This is a genomic window from Bacillus sp. SH7-1 (assembly GCF_008042405.1).
GTDB lineage: Bacteria > Bacillota > Bacilli > Bacillales > Bacillaceae_G > Bacillus_A > Bacillus_A thuringiensis_N.
The window spans coordinates 133,826-154,524 of the sequence record NZ_QNUD01000015.1; the positions used below are offsets into that span (position 1 = coordinate 133,826).

Consider the following 20,699-nt stretch of genomic DNA (forward strand, 5'->3'; position numbering starts at 1 on the left):
TAAAAATTTTATAGCGAGGTGTTTATATGAAAAAAGCGATTAGTTTCTTTCTTCTTTTGTTATGCCTAATTGTAGTGAATGAAACGTACGCCTATTCACCAAAATCTTTACCTATCTCTCAAAACTCTGATCAATGGCAAGTGAATATTGCTGAACCGAAAAAAGTAAACAAAAAAAAAGCTTCAAGCTAAAAAAGACGAATTTCAAACATATCAATTTTCAGTAAAAAATGTTGGAAACAGTGAAGTATATAACGTACAAGTCGAAGTATTCCGCAACGAACCAAAAACAAAAACGAAATATGAACTCTTCTCCCTAAAGGAAAGTCGTTTAGCAAGTGGAAAAACTGGATTTGAACATGCTAATTTTCCAGTTGCTACAAAAGCAGATGAGGTTGATGTTATTATTACATGGCAAGAACACCCATTCCGATCGATGCGAAATGGTCAAAAAGTTGAATCTAGAAAATTTAAAGAGCATTTTGTTTTTAAAGACGAAAAAAAATAAATGAAATACGAATAAATTCACATTATCATTCATATAGCTTACTTTACTAGTACCAGTTCTAAAGCAAATTAAAAAGTCGTGGCTTATAAATGCCACGACTTTTTATATTAATTCGTACTAATTCCTCTCGCTGCCCAAATACGATCAATATCAGTGGCATGTTGTCCGCCATATAAAAGAGCATCCGCTTGCTTAATCGCTTTTGCTCCATCACTAAATTTAGAGTTTGGTGTTAATGACCAGTGCGATTGTAAAATAATTTTCGTTGCAACATCACGACCAAATGCTTGCGCCATCTCATATTGTCCTTGAGCCCAAATTTCTCCATCATCATGTACTTCATTCGTAATATCTTTCGGATACACTTTATTATTATCTAATCGGCGTAAGCACGTTGGATCTGAACTAGAATAAGCAGTCGCATCCCATTCTCCAACACATGCTTTTCCGTACCCTGTTGTCGATACTGCATCTTCATACGTAGCACCTAAGAAGTCGCCAAATCCTTCTCCCATCGCTCCACCTTCTGCAGAACTACCGAAGCCAGGGACTTGATTATCTTGAATCGAATGACCATATTCATGTGCGATAATACCAGCATCTTCTGCATCATCTACTCCGCCAGTACCAAAAGTTAAAGCTTTCGTTGTCGGAGAATAAAATGAGTTATCCGCCGTCGTTCCATTCACATTCACTTTAATAGAGCGATTATTAATATTTTTAAAACCTAACCCTTGAATGTAACGCTGTAATGTATCGATATGATAATACGACATAACGTCTTCAAAGCTATCATTTGCGCGTGTATAGTTAAATTGTAAATTCGTAGACTTCGTTTTTGCTTTTGAAGAAATCGTTACATACTCTCCAATTAAAAATCCTGTCCCATCTAGACCTTTTAACGTAACAGTCTTTAATTGATTCGTTAGCGCTGTTGAATCTGCATCATTATTATCTTTTAAACCTACTTTACTACCGCTAGATACGACTGGATTAGGTAAAAATACTTTTCCTGATCCTTCTGCTTTACGGTTTATATCAACTTTTTTAATTAACTTTCCATTTTCTGCATCAATAAATGTTTCCCATGCACCAAATGGATTATTAGAATGGACTACAACTTTGTATACTGGACGAGCAATTCCCTCTTCAACAATATACCCGAATTCTTTCTCTGTAGGAGCCCATAAGTTTTGTTCACTTGCTTCTCCAACATACGCCATTGATTTTTGTATTGCATCTTTTTCACTAATTTTTGTCGTTACTTCCTTCACACCTTTAACAGATTGATAATCAGAAACAGCAAGTACTCCCTTTCCCTCTCCGTTAAGAGTAACTGTAATTTGTTTAGAAAATACAGGCGCACCATTCACAACTTGTTGGAACCTAACATATGAAGCTACTGACGTTTCTGTTGTAGAAATATACTGTAAGTCTGAAAGGTCTGCTTTTAATCCATACTGCGCAGTATTTTCTTTTAAATATTCAGTTGCTTTTTTCTGCGGCGAATAAGCTTCTAGCTTTACTTGTTGTTGTTTTTCCAATGCCGAAACCGTAGAAATCGTCCCCATCACTAACGGTACTGTCATTGCCATTGCCACCATTTTTTTATTAAACATAGAACCACTCCCCCTAATAAAGTAGCTCAACCTTTTCCCATTACCACTAGGCAATCATTCTTTACAAAATGGATGGATAAAAATTGAATCTACGTTTAATTCTCTACGAACAATTCTATTACCTTTCCATTTAGGATGAGTGAAATTTTCTCAATATTTATGTGTAACGTGAAAACAATTGTGTAGAAATATATTTGCTAGTGAGCCTATCGAATGTATGGACAAATAAATTCTAATCATACAAAAAGGAAGTTGGAATCATTCCAACTTCCTTTTTTCTTTACTGAGCTGCACTTAATTTAATACGGACTTTTGTCTCACCCACAGATAGTTCATCGTCTTCAGTCGTTAAGTTACCAAATGAAAATTGCTTAACGAGTAAATTTTCTTCCAACAGATCTTTATGATTCGTTAATGTTTGCTTCAACTCTTCCTCTGTATCCAGAATAACATCTACCCTTAAATTAACTGGTAAATTCAACTGTTTACGATATTCTTGAACTGCTCGAATAAATTCACGCGCTACTCCTTCTTGTAACAATTCTTCCGTTACATTTGTATCTAACATAACTGTATATTGTCCGTTAGTTGTATTAGAGAATCCAGATTTTGCAACTTTCTCTACTAATACATCTTCAGTCGTTACAACTACTTCTTCTCCTGATGCAGCTTCGTAAACTGCTCTTTCTGTAGATACAAAGTTTTGTACCTCGTCTTGTGATAATTGCTTTAGCCAACCATTTACTGCATTTACATTCTTACCGAACTTCGGTCCCGCCGTTTTAAAATTCAGCTTTAATTGATAGGATGTATACTTCGTTTCATCTAGTTCAACATGGAACGCCTTCACATTTAACTCATCCATAACGATATCACGATAAGATTCCCAATCCATATCATTTTCATTATGTGCTAGTAATACAAGTTCTGCTAACGGTTGTTTTACTTTTAAAGAATGCTGATTACGGTTACTTCTTCCAAGTTCAACAACTTGTAAAACAGCATCCATTTCCGCTTCTAATTTCGGCTGAAGTAATGTTTCATTTACAACTGGATAATCCTCTAAATGAACGCTACTTCCAGTTAAATTCAAATGAATATCTTCAGCGACAAACGGTGTAAATGGTGCAATTAGTTTACTAATTGTTACAAGCACTTCATGAAGTGTCTCATATGCAGCTGCTTTTTCAGCATTCATACCAGATTCCCAGAAACGATTACGTGATCGTCTTACGTACCAGTTACTTACTTCATCTACAAGCGCCGCAATTTCACGAGCTGCATTCGTAAATTGATAATCATCAAGTGCAGTTCTCACTTTTTTCGTTGTGCTATGCAATCTTGATAATACCCATTCATCCAATTTCGTCCGCTTTACGTCATACGTTTCGTTCGGATTATACTCATCTAAATTTGCATATAAAACGTAGAAGCTATACACATTGACTAATGTATCTACAAATTTAGATTTTGCTTCTAATACTGTTCTTTCAGAAAAACGCTTCGCATTCCACGGAGCACTGTCAACGAGTAAAGCCCATCTTAAAGCATCTGCACCAAACTTCTCTACTAAATCAACTGGATCTAGTGCATTCCCTTTACTTTTAGACATTTTCTGTCCTTCCTCGTCTAGAACATGCCCTAGTGATAACACTCGTTTATACGGTACTTTTCCAGTATATAGTGCTGATACAGCTAATAAACTATAAAACCAGCCGCGTGTTTGATCAATTCCTTCTGCAATTACATCTGCTGGAAACTGTTCTTCAAATAACTCTTTATTTTCAAACGGATAATGATATTGAGCAAATGGCATCGAACCACTATCAAACCAAACATCAATTACTTCTGGTGTACGATTCATTGTACTTCCGCATTTTTCGCAGCAAACTTGCACTTCATCTACATACGGCTTATGCAATTCTAAATCTTCAGGTGTTTCTTTCGTACTTTGCTTTCTTAAATCAGCAATGCTTTTCGGTGCGAATTGATGATCGCATCTTTCACATTCCCATATGTTTAGTGGTGTTCCCCAATATCTATTTCGACTAATATTCCAGTCCACCATATTTTCTAAAAACTTCCCAAATCGTCCATGTTTCATATGATCTGGATACCAAGTAACAGTATCGTTATTTTGTAAAAATGTTTCCTTAATTGCAGTCGTTCGGATTAACCAACTCTCTCCTGCATAATAAAGAAGCGGTGAATCACAGCGCCAACAATGTGGGTAGCTATGTTCATACTTTTCTTTATGGTATAGTAAACCTTCCTTCGCTAAATAACGAACGATATCTACGTCACAATCTTTTACAAATTTACCTTTCAAAAATGGTACTGCTTCTGTATACTCACCTTTCTCATCTACAACATGTAAGAATGACAATCCTTCACTTTGAACGACTCTATAATCGTCTTCCCCATATGCTGGAGCGATATGAACGAGTCCTGTACCACTATCTGCCGTTACAAAATCTGCTCCGATAACGTGGTAACCATTTGTAACTTCTTTCATCGGAAACGGCGCTGTATAAGAAGTATTTAATAATTCTTCTCCTTTATGAACAGATAGTACTTCATAGTTTTCTTTTAATACATCTTGTACACGTTCTTTCGCAACAATGTATACATTACCCTCTTGTTTCGCTTTAACGTATTCCATATTTGGATGTACAGCGAGTGCAACATTTGCTGGAAGTGTCCAAGGTGTTGTCGTCCAACCTAGGAAATATTCATTTTCACTATCTTTCACTTTAAATTTAACTGTTGCACTTAAATCTTTTACTGTTTTATATCCTTGGGCAACCTCATGTGAACTTAGTGAAGTTTGACAGCTTGGGCAGTATGGTGAAACTCTATGCCCTTTATACAATAATCCTTTTTCATGAATCGTCCCTAAAATATGCCATACACTTTCGATATATGGATTCTTTAACGTAACGTATGGATCATCCATATCTACCCAATAACCGATGCTTTCAGTGAATTCACGCCACTGCTTCTCATATGTGAATACACTCTCTTTACACTTCTTAATAAATGGCTCAATGCCATATTCTTCGATTTCATTTTTACCCGAAATACCGAGTTGTTTTTCAACACCCAATTCTACAGGTAAACCGTGTGTATCCCAGCCCGCTTTTCTTAATACTTTATAGCCAACCATCGTTTTATATCTTGCTACTACATCTTTAATTGTTCGTCCAAGTGCATGACCTACATGCGGTAGTCCGTTCGCCGTTGGTGGTCCTTCATAAAACACAAAAGATTGTGCGCCTTCTCGATTCTGAATTGATTGCTCGAAAATGCTTTGCTCGTTCCACTGTTTACGAATACGTGTTTCTCTCCCTACAGCTGACTCTTTTACATCTACTTTCTTCATCTACAATCACTCCTTTGAATATTTTAAAGCACACAAAAAACCCGTCCCTATGAAGTAGGGACGGGTTTAACCGCGATACCACCCTAATTCTATTAGCTCTTCGCTAATAGCACTTAGCAACGTACTATCATACGTGTTCTTTGTAACGGTAGACATCCGTCCGGGCTTACTAACTTTCAGCCTCAGCTCCTCGGAGATGATTTTCAAATAACGTCTGCACACCGGCTTTCAGCAACATACCGGCTCTCTGGGGAACAGTACACTATTTTACTCTTTCTCGTCTTCAGATTTGTATACTTTGTTAAAAGCTATTTTATGCCATCAGGCGATAAATTGTCAACTAATTCAAAATATATTTTTATTTATATCCTTTTTTCCCTATTCTTATACAATTACTTTTCAAATTCTCGCAATGCTGCTAAATTTTCATCATCCTCGATAAGTTCAGCGAAAAATCCCGACTCATCCTCACGAAGTACAATTTCAAGTTCTACCTTCGCCTCTTCCATTCTGTTTAACTGTGCTAAATAACAAGCACGATCATATCTTGCTAACAAATCACTCGCGTCAATTATTAATATTTCATTTGTTATTTTTTCTGCCTGTATCGTTTGGCCATCACCATGATATGAAGATGCTAAAGAAAGAAGAATTGCTGTTTCATTCGGATGATGTATAGAGGCATTTTCTAATACATGAATTGCCTCTTCAAACCTCTCTTGACTTTGATATATTTCTCCTAAAGCAAGAAATGCTCTACTTACAAATGGTGTTTGCTCCGTTAATTGTAAGATAATCTTTTCTGCTTTTCTTTCTTTTCCTGCTTTAAAGAATACTTGTGCCTGCAGAAGAAGAGTATCGTAATCATCTGGTAACTCTCGAACCATTTGCTTCGTTAATTCCGACGCATCCCTTATCATATCCTCTTCCTCACACTCTATGAAAAGATTTACAAGTTGCTTCGCTACATCGTAATCCCATTTATGTTCTAACGATGTTTGCAATACATCTATCGCCTCTTTATTCATCGTCACATTCTCGTAAAATAGTGCAAATCGCAGTGCTGCCATGCTATTTTTCGGATTTAACTGTAACGAAATTTCATATAAATCAATGATTGTAGTAATGATTGAAAATTCCTTCGCACGATTTTTCATACGATAAAGGGCTCTCGTAAATATGGATTTCTTCGGCTGTTCATTTTGTTGACGTTCAATCCATCTTTCTGTAACCGCAGATGCAGCATACATAAACGCCATACTTCTTTCTGCCTTTTTTACTTTTAATATATGAAGAAAATCTCGTATGTTAGACCATTTCTTATGTTGTTCTATCGCTTTTACATATACATCAAATATACGTTCATTATTTACATCTTTTTGTATAACCTTCATTGCAATTTCGATTGCTTTTGCACTTCTATTTTTCACTAATACTTTTGCATAATGATATAGAACTTCTGTATGCTCACCATCTAATTGTAGTGCTTCTTCAATCTGCGCTTGTTCTTTATCTATTTCCTCCATCGCTCCATACACATATGCAATCGCATCTAATCGCCATATTTCAGGTACTTCGTCTGCTAATTGGTCTAGTTCAGTCAGCAACTCTTCCTGAAGATTCATCTCTACTGAAAGCTGTGCCAAATATTCTATATTAATATGCAACGGCTCTTCTTTCATCGCCTGAATCATATGACTTTGTTCTTTAGAACGATTTGCTTCTTTTTCATATATTTCCGCAAGCTGTAAATGTACACCTACGAAATCCCCATCAAGCTCTAAACATGTTTCATACGCTTGTTTTGCTTCTGTCAGTTGCCCTAATACCATAAGTGTTTCACCAATTCGGTAATACGGTAATGCTGTTTCCTTTTGTTCTATCGCCCTTTTATATCTTTTCATCGCTTGGCCGTACTGCCCAATAGATTCATATAAAATACCTATATAACAACCATATTCACTTACTTCATTTCTTTCTTTGTGTAACGTTCTTAAAAATGCTATACCTCGTTGCACAAATACAGTTCCTTTAATTCGATTCACATATTCATCTAACGCGCTTGCTACATTATATTCGCTCTGCTTTATACCATTCTCTAACTTGGACAACGCTACTTTAAACCCTTCTTCACTTCCACCAAGTTCAAGTTCAGCATCCCATAAAACCATTCCCGCATTCATAAGGAAATCTTGGCTCTTTTCAATTTGTTTTTCAATACCGAGAATATATTCTTTTGCTTCCTTATATTGTTCTCTTGCCATATAAACTTGTGTAAGTCCGAAATGAGAATAAACATCCTCATCATTTTCTTCTAAAGCACGTTTATACAATACTTCCGCTTCTTCCAGACTATCATTTTGAAAATGATAGTCACCCAGTTTTACATATAGAGGCGCCTTATCATCACAATTCTCAATGCCTTCTAGTAATATTTCTTTCGTACTTTCTTCATCCTTCAAATCTGATTCGTATATTTCCGAAAGTTTCGTATAAATGTAAGGTGCATTGCTATCCAACTGAATCGCTACTTTAAGCCCTTTTATCGCTAAATGTAACTTCCCTAAATGATGCGCACATCTCGCTCGCTCATACCATACATGTGCCTCATTTTTATACTCTCTTAACAGATCATTAAAAATTTCATACGCTTCTTCATATCTTTCTAAATCTATTAATATTAACCCGTGATTCGTTAAAGTGAATCTTTCAGGACTACGCTCTAAAGCTACTTGAGAAAACTGCAACGCCTTTTCAGACTGATCGATATACATATATGATAAAGCGAGAAAACTCCAAGCAATCGGCTGATCTGCGTCTAATTGTAATGATGAACGAAAACTTGAAATCGCTTCTATATAACTTTCCTGTTCAAAAGCATATCTTCCGTTTATTAAATGATATAAAGCACGATTATTTTTCTTCTCAACACTCGCAAGCATTTGCCCTGCCTTTTCTAATTCTTGAAGGCGAATAAAGCACTGCGCACCATGCAATTTAACAAAGTCCGAGTTCGGAAACTTTTCCATTAACTTATCGATACAATATAAAATAAATTCTTTATCTACTTCCACATCTAAGTGCTTTATCGTATATAACCACGTATTTGGATTATCGCTCGTTTCTTTTAAAAATTGTACTAAGTTACTAATTCCCTCTTTGTCATGTTCATCTAAATGATCCGTAAGAGAAAAAATAGATTTAAAATAACGATTTTCTTCCTCACTTAGAAACGCTAGTTGCTCCTTCTTTTCTTTTGGAACAAACGTGATTGCTAAACAGCCTGTATAACGATATTTTTCTTGTAATTTACTATATTCCACAAGAACTGGTTCTATAAAGTTTGGATCTTGAACATAGAAAGCTTGCAATGTATCATCATATCCAGATAGAACTTGTACGTGTGAAGCATGCTCAATATCTATACTTAATAAAACAGGAATTCCTTCATCAATCAGTCTCTTATAATTCTCTTCATTACCTTTAAAATAACGATATTCATAACCTAATTCTTCTAAATAAGAAACAGTATCTGAAAACTTCGATCCTGTCATATCAAAAATAAACTCTGCTATTTCATCTTGCGTCCGTTTTTCTCCCCATAACTGCAACATCATTTCTAAACTTGTCGGCACACAATAATTATCCTTTTGTACAATTGGAACTATAGGTAAGTGAACCTTTTTTCCATCTGGATTTTTTTCTAAATTATGATATAAAGACTCTTTTAAACTTTTTTCTTCATTTAATAACTGTTGTAAATCTACAAGTTTATTCATTTTGTAAAACGCTTCTGCACGTAAATGTACAAAATAAGCTTTATAAGCATGATAAGGAACCTGGTTATTTATATTATCTATTACCGATAACATATCTTCGTACTTCCCTAAATCTAATAAATATTTTATCTTTTCAAAATGAAAATATGGTACTTGCGGGAACTTTACAATTGCATCATCAATTAGCTGTAATGCACGTTTCTGTTCACCTTTATTCGCATATAACTGTGATAATAAATATGTGGATAGTTCTTCACAATCTTTATGTTGCATGCCGGCTATAAATTGTTCTTCCGCTTTCTCCCATTCACCTGTATGCATATAGACGTAGCCCCATTTATCAAATACAGCACGTGTACTGTACTCCTCTGCTTTTTGCATATAGATTAGCGCTTCTTCATTTCGTTTCATTTCTAACAGGCATCTTACTAAAGTAAAATATGTTTTTGCTAAAAAATCGACATCTATTTCTTCTTTATTGCTCTCTTCTAAAGAGTCTTTTAACAACTGTTCTGCTTCAAGAATTTTCCGCTCATCAATTAACTCATCACAATATAAAGAGAGCGTTCTCATATTTGGGAATTTTTTATAAGCGTAGCGAATGAGGAATGAACTGTATTGGTGCATAAGCCCTTCATCAGTAAGACGTATTAATATATCAAACTCTTTATGTGAAGGAATATTAGCAAGCCAATTCTTCAAATAAAATAAAGTATTCTTTTCTTTTATATATGAAATTTCATTATTTATTTCCTCTAATCCATCTATAAATCTCTTGTCTTTCAAACAAGCATCTAACTGCTTAAAATCTAGCATGTATTCACCTCGAATTTATATTTAAACTGCTACTTGCTTAGATTTTACACATCATATAGTAGGTATTCAACTAAAATCTCCTATAATGGATAGTATTATTTAATATTATTCGAATTTATAACAAAATATAGTAAAAATGATTGTTTTTCTCCATATTTTGTTTAATTAAATGGAATAACGTAACATGAGGATCTTATCTTTTGGAAACTGAAATCCGTACATGAAATTATATCGGCGATAATTCAAATATATCAGCGATTATACGGTGGATATCGACTTACCAACAAAAAATGACAATCCTCAATAAATTGCTATCTTTCAACATTCTATTTCACCAAATGTAATTTTCATATTCGGAGCATATACTAAAGAAGAATGCATTTGAAATGCTTTAAAAAATCGGAGTTCAGCTTCATATTGAGCTAGCGCATCATTATATGTTAATCCTCTAGTCATTAAACGTTCTATAAATTGCTGCTTATCACCTGGATTCCCTGCAATCCCCTCTTCTTTTAATGAGTGATACAACCTTTGTTTATCATTATAATGCATATTAGAATCTAAAAAATTCACTTTATCACTTACTCTACATTCAATATTTTTTACGCCTAGTTCATTTAAAAATATCGGTATTTTCATACCAATATTCCCATCTTTCCCGCTTCTCTGGGTGTCACTTTCAAATAACTTCTGCAAAACACCTAGCCTGATCATTTCCGATTGCTCCTCCCCATCTAACACGTATGAAGACATATTTGATATCCAATGTGGTTCAAAACAGATTATTTTTCCGCCCTTTTTAACTGAATGCATCATTTTTTGTAGCATCGTTTTTGGTGAACTCATATGTAATAAGAAGGCATGACAGATTGCTATATCGTATGTATCTTTCAATTCAATCTCTGTAGCATTCCCTTCAAGAAATTCTGACTCATACGGAAGTAAACGAAACAATTCTCTCGCTTCAGCAAGTAATGTTCCCCCGCTATCAATGCCTGTATACTTTGAACCTTTTGGAAGTAATGGCATTAATACTAAGCCTAAATAACCATATCCACAACCGAAATCAACGATATGTACGGGCTTATTAATCTTCCAAACTGTATTTACTAAAAAGCTTACATAATCGTCGTTGTAATATAAATCTCTTGTATTTTTTAAATAAGTTAGTTTACTGTTCCAGTCGTATGTTTCCAAGATTAACGCCTCCTTTATTTATATGACATTACAATTCTCCATTTAATACGGACATTCCTACACCTGAAACAATTCCAAAAAAGTTTAGATTTAATAAAATATAACTGTTACTTACATATTTTCTATAAAAACAAATAGGCATACATATCTAATATGATACGTATACCTATTTGTTTTACATCTCCTCAGGTGCCTCCACCCCAAGTAAACGTAACCCCTCTTTTAATACAACCGTCACAGCATACACTAATGCCAGTCTACTGTCTTTTTCGGCGTTTTCATCTAATATATGCACATTTCCATAATATTTATTAAACGATTGTGCCACATCTAATACGTATTTCGAAATAACCGATGGCTCATTTTTGTTGAAGGCTATTTCAATTACTTGTGGGAATTTATTAAGTAATTTTACAACGCTCCAGCTATGATCATCTTTTAATGCAAACGTACACGTTTCAAATTCTACGCTTTCTTTTCTTAAAATAGAGCAAGCACGTGCATGTGTGTACTGTACGTACGGTCCTGTTTCCCCTTCAAATTTCAGCATGTTTTCTAAAAAAAATTCAATATTATGCATACGCTCGTTTTTTAAATCGTGGAAGATAACTGCCCCTACACCGACTTGCTTTGCTACTTCTTCTTTTTGTTTTAAGTTTGGATTTTTCTCTTCAATATTTTGTTTTGCAAGTTCGATTGCTTCCTCAAGTACTTCTTCGAGTAAAATAACTCTTCCTTTACGTGTGGACATTTTCTTACCGTCTTTTAAAATGAACCCAAACGGTACATGTTCCATGCCATCAACCCAAGTGTAGCCGAGCTTTTTTAATACAGTGAAGAATTGATTGAAGTGTAAACTTTGTTCTGGGCCAACTACGTATAACGCTTTATCAAAACTAAATGTGTTTTGACGATATAGAGCTGCTGTTAAGTCACGCGTTGCATAAATCGTCGCACCATCTGATTTTCTAATTAAGCAAGGCGGCATTCCCTCTTCTTCTAAATTAACGACTAATGCGCCTTCTGACTCTTCAATCAAATCATGTTCTTCTAAAATCCCAATAAAGTCTTCCATTAAATTATTATAAAAAGCTTCTCCTTGAAAATTAGTAAATTCAACACCGAGAAGTTCATAAATACGAGAAAATTCTTTTAAGGATTCGTGACGGAACCAATTCCAAAGCTCAACTGCTTCTTCATCACCTTCTTCTAATTTCTTAAACCAAGCGCGTCCCTCTTCTTCTAGTTCTTCGTCGTCTTTTACCTCTTCATGAAATTGAACATATAACTTAAATAATTCACGTATTGGATCCTCTTTCACTACTGCTTCATTTCCCCATTTTTTATAAGCAGTAATTAACTTTCCAAACTGTGTTCCCCAGTCCCCAATATAATTAATTCCTACAACTTCATACCCACATTTTTCAGCGATATGTTTCAATGAATTTCCAATCATTGTAGAACGTAAATGCCCCATTGAAAAAGGCTTTGCGATATTAGGAGAGGAATAATCGATAACGACCGTTTTTTCACATCCAAAATGATTGTGACCGTACTCTTCTTTCTCCGCTAAAATCGTTTTTAATACTGTATCACTTACAGTTTCACGATTAAAAAATACATTTACATAAGGACCAACGGCTTCTACTTTCGTAAAAAATGGATCGCTTAATTTCTCCGCAACTTCCTTTGCAATAATAGCTGGTGCTTTTTTATATTGCTTCGCTAATGAAAAGCATGGGAACGCTGCATCTCCGAATTCATCTTGTTTCGGTGTTTCAATTAAATCTAAAATTTGATTTTGCGTTAATTCATTCTTAAAAATATCGGATAAACTTTCCGCAAACTGCGTTTTATAATCCATACTATATAACCTCCTTATTTTTTAAACACAAAAAACTCGTCTCTAAAAAGAGACGAGTTTTAACCCGTGGTACCACCCTTGTTGTTCATTACGAACCACTTTCCCGTTTATAACGAGGACAGGGGGCCTCGGCTTACTCTACTATTCGTTCAAGAAGCATCTCCGAAGTGCGCTTCATCTTTTTCTTCCGTACTAGGCTTACACCATCCCTAGCTCGCTTTCCTTCTAAAAAAGACTACTCTCTTCATCACAGACAGTATATTTAATTAATTATTGCTTATTATACATCTTTTCAAACAATTAGCAAGGTTCAATTACACCAAAGTGAAACTTAGCACTTTTTCTTTTGTATACGTGAAAATTATGTTTTTCAAATCTAGAACTATGGAAATGGTCTTTCAGAACAACACGCTTTCTCGCCACACGCTTCGCTTCCGCAATTGTTTCATCAGTAATATCATGATACAAAGCGAAGTGTTTTAATCCTTTAATTCCGTCAGATTCTATGACAGTTTCTTCAAACATCGGATCGAGATAAACGATGTCATAACTATTATCTTCACATTGTTTTAAAAATGCGTAATGCTCAGTTTGCTTTACATCAATTCGTTGCATTGCTTCATCAATTTCAGAAACGGATGAAGACCATGTTTTCAAACCATTTTCCATAATATAAGCCATATACTCATTGCCTTCAAGTCCTGTTACTTTTCCATTTTTACCAACAATATAACTAGCTACAATACTATCTGATGCCATACCGAGCGTACAATCTAACACTGTCATTCCGCTCTCTAATTTAGCAGCTTGTACAAATGGGTCGTGTTCTCCGCGCATTAACCTTTTCACACGAAACATCGCTGAGTTCGGATGAAAGAAAAACGCTTCTTCCGTACCTTTTGGATAAATAGCTAAGCGGTTCTTCCCTACGACAAGTACATCTTGTTCATACTGCTCATGCAGCTTATGTACTGGTATGTCATTACGTTTAACGAAATTACTATTTAATTCTGCTGCTACCTTATTTGCATAAGATGTCATTTCTTTGTTCGTTCTTCCTGCTGTTGTTACTATCATTGTTTCACCTCTATATAAAGAAAAGAGGGAGATTTACTCTCCCCCTTCTTTAGCAATTCTTTTCGAAAGCTTGCTCTAAGTTCGTAATAATTTCGTCCATAGTTGCACCTTCAATTTCATGACGGTGAATGAAGTGAACAACTTCTTTTCCTTTTAATAATGCCATAGATGGTGAAGATGGAGGAATTTCTCCGAAGTATTCACGCATTTTTGCAGTAGCATCTTTATCTTGACCTGCGAATACAGTTACAAGATGATCAGGTTGTTTTTCAGCACGAACAACTGCTTGACCTGCTGATGGACGTGCTAAACCAGCTGCACAACCACAAACAGAGTTTACAACTACTAAAGTTGTACCTGATGTATTTTCCATAAATTCTGTTACAGCTTCTTCTGTAGTTAACTCTTCAAACCCAGAACGCACTAACTCTTGGCGCATTGGGATTACCATTTGGCGCATGTATTCTTCATAAGCATTTGACATCTTGTAATCTCTCCTTCAACTTTCATTCCAAATTCATCATATCACGCTCTATTAATAGGTGCAAAAGAAAGATAACGATGATTTCATTTTTTTGTAGAGATTTCACAAATCCCATCACGACAATGTCCCACTGGAACAAGTTTTCTATTGTTAGCGATATAATCGTATACTTTACTTCCAAATCCAAGTACGATAGATAACTTTATAAAAGGCACGGCAAACCAATAAGATGGAACGGCCTTTGCTAATACATATATGCTATGAATGCCGTCATACCACTTATTATTTTTTAAAATATACAATCTTTGTTCCATCTTACTTTGTAGTTCTTGAGAAAGCTCATACTTCTCAACTACATCTTCATCTCGAAATGAAACAAATTTCATCTTACCCTTTTTATCTAATTTTTTCGTACGTTCTGCAACAGCCGTACACATCGGACACCAACTATCATAGAAAACAATCATACATTATTCCCCTTTACGAGACTCCGTCATTTGTTTCCATACAGAACCTTTTGCTTCTTCCCCGCCTTCAATACGCTCTAATGCTAGACGTGCTTGCATCGCTACTTCAAACTCTGGATCATCCTGCGCTGCTTTTAATGCTGGAATCGCACTTTCGTCTCCTAGTTCAAATAAGAACATCGCTGCACGCCAGCGTACCAATTTACTTGGGTCTTTCAGAGATTTAATCATGACAAACATCGCTGCCGGATCACCTACATCTGATAAACAATCTCCTGCAGTACGACGAACACTTACAGAGCGATCTAATAAAGCTTTATATAATAACGGTAATACTTCATCACCTTTTACCATACCTAAATACGCTGTTGCTAAACGGCGGATTGAAACTTTTTCATCATCTAACGCCATCTTCAACACTGGAATATCTTCTTCTGTAGGATCCATTTGTTCTAATGCTGCAAAACGTTTTTTCCAGTCAGCATCTTTCATCATCTCTTCTGTTACTTTATATGGCTCAAGCTTTTGAATCGTTACTTCAACAGCACCTGCTTGATTTAATAATTCTTTAACCGTTTCATTTACACGTTCTTCTGAATAAGCAGCAACAATCTCTTCTACTACTTCTTTCCCGATTTCTTCAAAATTCCCATAACGTGTACTTTGTTCCACCCATTTACGTTCTTTTACAACGTTTGGTGCAGACATTTGTACTTTCATAATTGATTCTTTAAAACGATCTGGTAAACCAACACGTTCTTCCGTCGTTCCATCTGTTAGCTTTACTTGCATTGGAATTGTAAAGAACATTTGAACAAACACTTTCACTTCTCCAAAATGAGCAAGTTGTTGTTCTTCACTTTCTTCCACTACTTCTTCGCCAAAAACAGCACGAACTTGTTGTAATAAAACTTTCCAGTCATACTTTGCATTTCGTTCCACTGCTAAAAAGTCGGCTACATGATATACACCTTTAATGCCTTCAATTTTCAAAATCTCTTGCACTTGCATTGGTGCTTGTTCTTTATTTTCATTTGTATAATTATTACGCGCTCCTGATGGTAATACTTCATTCAAAATAACTTTCATTGTATTTGGACTTGGCGTCGGTTCAATTGCTTTAATCTTCACGTAAAAAACTCTCCTTTATTGCATGTTCTTAGCTGTATTGTAACATGTTCCACCTCTCTAAACCTACTCGGATGCTTTATCTTGCTGATTTCTTTCCATCATCATACTTTTTCATTCTTTCTCTTTCCACCTAATTCCCCAAAACCATTGTTTAAAGTCCCCTCTTATTGCGATGCGCCCTCCCTCCTTCTCTCCAAAAATGTAATGCTCTCAATCATAACTTCCGTTCTATATATTCTCTTTCCTTGTTCATCGTCGTAATTGCTCGTATGAATACGCCCTGTAATCCCAACAAGAGAGCCCTTCGTACAATATTCAGTTACATTCTCAGCCGATTTTCGCCAAACGACACAATTAATAAAATCTACTTGTTGCTCACCTAAACTATTTCGAAAACCTCTATTCACCGCAACACATACTCGTGCATAAGCGACACCTTGCTTTGTGTAGTATAATTCTGGCTCCTTTGTCAATCTACCGATTAATACAACTCGATTCATCATAAGTTATACCACCTCACATATTTTTCTTCATTGTAAAGAAAAATGTTTGAAGGGTAAAAAGCTTAAAATAATATACTTTATAATTAAAAATATATTTTTATATCTTATAAAAACAAAAAAGAAACCTTACATACTTTAAACATGTAAAGTTTCAAAAAATTATTCTTCACTGCATGAAATGTAATATCCTCCGCGGGCCATCTTTACTTCCGCACGATACAATACTTCTTCTAAGTAGAAAGTTATCGGTTTTACTTTACTCTCAAATTTCAGTTGTTCATTACATTCAGCTGCATAACTTTCAATAGCTGAAGTAATAACTTCTCCCGATGGATACGTTAAAGCATCATCTAGTTCTATGAAAAAACTTTTAGAAAATAGTTTTTTCATAATCCCCTTCTTCTCTTTCATCATATTCCATCTCCTTCACTTCAAGTTGTTAGCATCCATATTATACCATAAATTCAATATATCTTTGAAAATAAAAAAATCCTGCATATTTCATGCAGGATTTTTTTATTAGTCATTTTTCGTAAAGTAAGAAACGAAACGAAGAATTTCTAAGTATAACCATACTAATGTAAGCATTAGTCCCATCGCAGTATACCACTCCATATATTTCGGAGCTTGACTACGTACACCATTTTCGATTAAATCGAAATCTAGTAATAAGTTTAATGCAGCAACTACAATAACAACTGCACTAATAATAATACCAATCGTACCGCCTTGGTGAATGTACGGAACAGTTACACCAAACATGTTTAGTAGAAATACGACTAAATACATAACCATAATTCCAAGTGTTGCTGCCATAACGCCTGTACGGAATTTATCCGTTACCTTTACTACGCGCGTTGCATATAACACTAACATTGCAAATAGAATTGAGATTGTTAGTAATACAGCATTTAAAACGATAGAATCGCCAAATTTCATTGTATAAACTGCTGAAATACTTCCTAACACAACCCCTTCTACCGCTGCATAGATTGGTGCACCAAAAGGTGAAATACGCGGGAAGAACATAGACGCGAATGCGATGATTGCCGCAACGATTAAAGCACCAATTAATACTGGCATCTTCATCGTCCCCTGCATCATCTGTATGTATGAATAGACAGACGTTGCAAGTAGCAAGATAAGCATAATGAACGTTTTGCCTACTGTTCCGCCAATCGTCATCGCAGAAGCGCTTGCTCCCTCTTTACGGAATGCCTCTTTTTTCAACATTGGATTAGATGTTCTCATTTTTTCCCTCCTAAAATAGGTTCTACCAATAGTGTAAAGTTTTTCTCTTTACTTTTCAATATATGCAGCTTGTTTTTATTTTAATCCTTCAATGATGTCTGATAGTTCACTCCATCTTTCCATCTTTTTTTCTAGCTCTTCTTCTGTTTTCTGCTGTGCTTCAGATAATTCTTGTGCCTTTGTGAAGTCAGATCCAACTTTCGAAAGTTCTTCTCCAATTAACTCAATTTTTTCTTCAAGTTCGGCAATTGTATCTTCAATCGTTTCCCATTCACGCTGCTCATTGTATGAAAGTTTACGTTTACGTTGTTGTTTTGGAGCTTCTTCTACTACTTTTTTCTCTTTTTGAACTTCCGCTTTCTCCATAAGTTCTCTCGTTTTTTCCATTTCTAAATAATCTGTATAACTACCTAGGAACTCACGCACTTCGCCTCCGCCAGTAAAGATGAACAGTTCATCTACTACTTTATCTAAGAAGTAACGGTCATGCGATACAGTTAAAACGACACCTGGGAAATCTTCTAAATAATCTTCTAGTACTGTTAAGGTTTGTGTATCTAGATCATTCGTAGGTTCATCAAGTAAAAGTACGTTTGGTTCTCCCATTAAAATACGTAATAAATATAAACGTCTTCTTTCACCACCAGATAGTTTACCAAGCGGTGTACCATGTGAATGAGTCGGGAATAAGAAGCGTTCTAACATTTGAGATGCACCAATTACTTTTCCATCTGTTGTATGAATAACTTCTGCAATCTCTTTAATGTATTCAATCATACGCTGATTTAAATTCATCTCTTCATTTTCTTGCGTATAATAAGCAACTTTTACAGTTTGTCCTACTTCAACTTCACCACTATCAGGAGATAACTTACCTGCAAGCATATTTAATAAAGAAGATTTCCCGCTTCCATTCGCTCCGATAATCCCGATGCGATCGCCCGGCTTCACAATATGATTAAAGTTGTGTAATACCGTTTTATCACCGAATTTTTTCGTTACATCTTTTAACTCAAGTACTTTTTTCCCAAGGCGGCTACCGCTAAGTGCAATATCAACTGACTGTTTTGCAGCTGGTCCTTCTTGACCCTTTAGCTCATCAAATCGTTGAATACGTGCCTTTTGCTTTGTCGAACGAGCTTTTGCACCGCGCCGGATCCATGCTAGTTCGCGGCGATATAAGTTTTGACGTTTTGATTCTTGCGCAATTTCTTGTTCTTCACGAAGTGCTTTCGCTTCTAAAAACGTACTGTAGTTTCCTTCATAACTATACAGTTTTCCATTATCTAATTCGAAAATACGATTCGTCACACGATCTAAGAAATAACGATCATGGGTTACAAGTAATACCGCACCATTATATCGTGCTAAATATTCCTCTAACCATTCCACTGTCTCATGGTCAAGGTGGTTCGTAGGCTCATCTAAAATTAATAGATCCGGTGTTTCAATAAAACATTGCGCCATCGCAATACGTTTTTTCTGTCCACCAGATAAATTTCCAACAGTTGCTGTGAAATCAGTAATTCCTAATTTGGTTAATAACGATTTTGCATTCGCATTTGCTTCCCATGCACTCATCGCATCCATACGTTGCTGTACTGCAAATAATTGTTCCTGTACTTTTTCATTACTTGGATCTTTTTCGATATGTAATAGTGCCTTTTCATACTCACGAAGGAGACGAATTAAAGGAGTATCACCATGGAAGACTTGCTCTAGTACTGTTAGTTGTTCATCAAACTCTGGTTGCTGTGATAAATAACTAATTGTATACCCACGAGAATGAGTCATATCACCTGTATCAGGAATTTCTGTCCCTGCAATAATTTTTAATAACGTCGATTTACCAGTTCCGTTTACACCGATAATTCCGGCACGATGTCCTTCTGCAATACTAAATGATAATCCATCAAATAACGGTTTTTCTCCATATGATTTTGATAAGTTTTCCACAGTTAACATTTTCATATTTGTGCATTCCACTCTTTCATAAATTGTTCAATAAACTGTTCCATATAACGATGACGAACTTCAGCCTCTTGTTTTGCTGCATCCGTATTCATTAAGTCTTTTAGTTTTAAAAGTTTTTCATAAAAATGATTTAAAGATGGATCATTATTTTTTCTATATTCATCTTTCGTCATCACTTCACGAGGAGGAATAGTTGGATCATACATTAATCTCCCTTTCGCCCCGCCATACGCAAATGTACGAGCTATTCCAATTGCACCAAGCGCGTCTAAACGATCTGCATCTTGAACAATCTTCCCTTCAAGCGACTCCACTTTACCGCCATGACCACCTTTATAAGACATATTGGCAATGATATGAAGAACATGTTTACTTTCCTCTTCTTCAACATGTAACTCTTCTAACCAATCAGAAACTTTTTTCATTCCTGCTTCTTCACTCTCATTTAACTTCTCATCTGCCACATCGTGAAGTAATGCTGCCATTTCAATTATAAAACGATTTCCTCCTTCTTGCTCAGATAAAGAAATCGCCAGTTTATGTACACGCTCAATATGATACCAATCATGCCCACTCGCATCTTTTTCTAAAATATCTTTTACAAAAGTAATGGTTTTTTGAATCTTTTCTTGTTTTGTCATTTTATCT

At 35.4% G+C, this 20,699-nt stretch carries 14 protein-coding genes, 1 pseudogene and 2 other annotated features; of the genes and pseudogenes, 1 reads left to right on the forward strand and 14 read right to left on the reverse strand.

The genetic code is table 11. The features are described from left to right. Positions 1-26 precede the first annotated feature (26 nt). Positions 27-507: pseudogene (locus tag DN390_RS14510) on the forward strand (hypothetical protein). Positions 508-614: 107 nt separating this feature from the next. Here DN390_RS14510 and DN390_RS14515 read toward each other — a convergent pair. The 14 genes from DN390_RS14515 to DN390_RS14580 all read right to left on the reverse strand — a co-directional run bounded on the left by DN390_RS14515 (position 615) and on the right by DN390_RS14580 (position 20,692). Next, positions 615-2,126 carry a M36 family metallopeptidase gene (locus tag DN390_RS14515; RefSeq protein WP_147807659.1) on the reverse strand — a complete coding sequence of 504 codons (1,512 nt, stop codon included), beginning with the start codon at positions 2,124-2,126 and terminating at the stop codon, positions 615-617. 280 nt (positions 2,127-2,406) lie between these two features. Then, positions 2,407-5,508, reverse strand: a complete 3,102-nt coding sequence (gene ileS / locus DN390_RS14520) for an isoleucine--tRNA ligase (RefSeq protein ID WP_147807660.1) — start codon at positions 5,506-5,508, stop codon at positions 2,407-2,409. 53 nt (positions 5,509-5,561) lie between these two features. Next, positions 5,562-5,801, reverse strand: a binding site (T-box leader). Between the two features lie 99 nt (positions 5,802-5,900). After that, on the reverse strand, positions 5,901-10,103 hold the full coding sequence (locus DN390_RS14525) for a bacteriocin-processing peptidase family protein (protein ID WP_147807661.1): 4,203 nt from the start codon (positions 10,101-10,103) through the stop codon (positions 5,901-5,903). Between the two features lie 318 nt (positions 10,104-10,421). Next, a complete protein-coding gene (locus tag DN390_RS14530; protein ID WP_098288677.1) occupies positions 10,422-11,300 on the reverse strand; it encodes a class I SAM-dependent methyltransferase in 879 nt (292 codons plus the stop codon). A gap of 175 nt (positions 11,301-11,475) precedes the next feature. Next, positions 11,476-13,164: an arginine--tRNA ligase gene (argS, locus tag DN390_RS14535; RefSeq protein ID WP_147807662.1), complete on the reverse strand. Its 1,689-nt coding sequence runs from the start codon at positions 13,162-13,164 to the stop codon at positions 11,476-11,478. A gap of 45 nt (positions 13,165-13,209) precedes the next feature. Continuing rightward, positions 13,210-13,424: a binding site (T-box leader), on the reverse strand. A gap of 40 nt (positions 13,425-13,464) precedes the next feature. Beyond that, positions 13,465-14,241, reverse strand: coding sequence for a class I SAM-dependent methyltransferase (locus DN390_RS14540; protein WP_147807663.1), 777 nt, complete (start codon positions 14,239-14,241; stop codon positions 13,465-13,467). A 49-nt stretch (positions 14,242-14,290) separates the two neighbouring features. Further along, a complete protein-coding gene (locus tag DN390_RS14545) occupies positions 14,291-14,725 on the reverse strand; it encodes a BrxA/BrxB family bacilliredoxin (protein WP_000063706.1) in 435 nt (144 codons plus the stop codon). A gap of 83 nt (positions 14,726-14,808) precedes the next feature. After that, positions 14,809-15,192, reverse strand: coding sequence for a thiol-disulfide oxidoreductase DCC family protein (locus tag DN390_RS14550; RefSeq protein WP_098264274.1), 384 nt, complete (start codon positions 15,190-15,192; stop codon positions 14,809-14,811). A gap of 3 nt (positions 15,193-15,195) precedes the next feature. Next, positions 15,196-16,323: a conserved virulence factor C family protein gene (locus tag DN390_RS14555; protein ID WP_098264273.1), complete on the reverse strand. Its 1,128-nt coding sequence runs from the start codon at positions 16,321-16,323 to the stop codon at positions 15,196-15,198. 164 nt (positions 16,324-16,487) lie between these two features. Then, positions 16,488-16,826: a single-stranded DNA-binding protein gene (locus tag DN390_RS14560; protein ID WP_098264272.1), complete on the reverse strand. Its 339-nt coding sequence runs from the start codon at positions 16,824-16,826 to the stop codon at positions 16,488-16,490. Positions 16,827-16,985: 159 nt separating this feature from the next. After that, entirely contained in the window at positions 16,986-17,240 is a 255-nt protein-coding gene (locus tag DN390_RS14565) for a DUF4318 domain-containing protein (protein ID WP_098264271.1), read from the reverse strand. A 105-nt stretch (positions 17,241-17,345) separates the two neighbouring features. Beyond that, positions 17,346-18,077, reverse strand: coding sequence for a Bax inhibitor-1/YccA family protein (locus tag DN390_RS14570; RefSeq protein WP_001260655.1), 732 nt, complete (start codon positions 18,075-18,077; stop codon positions 17,346-17,348). Positions 18,078-18,152: 75 nt separating this feature from the next. Beyond that, positions 18,153-20,048: an ABC-F family ATP-binding cassette domain-containing protein gene (locus DN390_RS14575; protein ID WP_147807664.1), complete on the reverse strand. Its 1,896-nt coding sequence runs from the start codon at positions 20,046-20,048 to the stop codon at positions 18,153-18,155. Beyond that, positions 20,045-20,692 (reverse strand): HD domain-containing protein, encoded by a 648-nt coding sequence (locus tag DN390_RS14580; RefSeq protein ID WP_087964219.1) that lies wholly within the window; start codon positions 20,690-20,692, stop codon positions 20,045-20,047. Before DN390_RS14580 ends, DN390_RS14575 begins: the two co-directional genes overlap by 4 nt. Between the last annotated feature and the right edge of the window lie 7 nt (positions 20,693-20,699).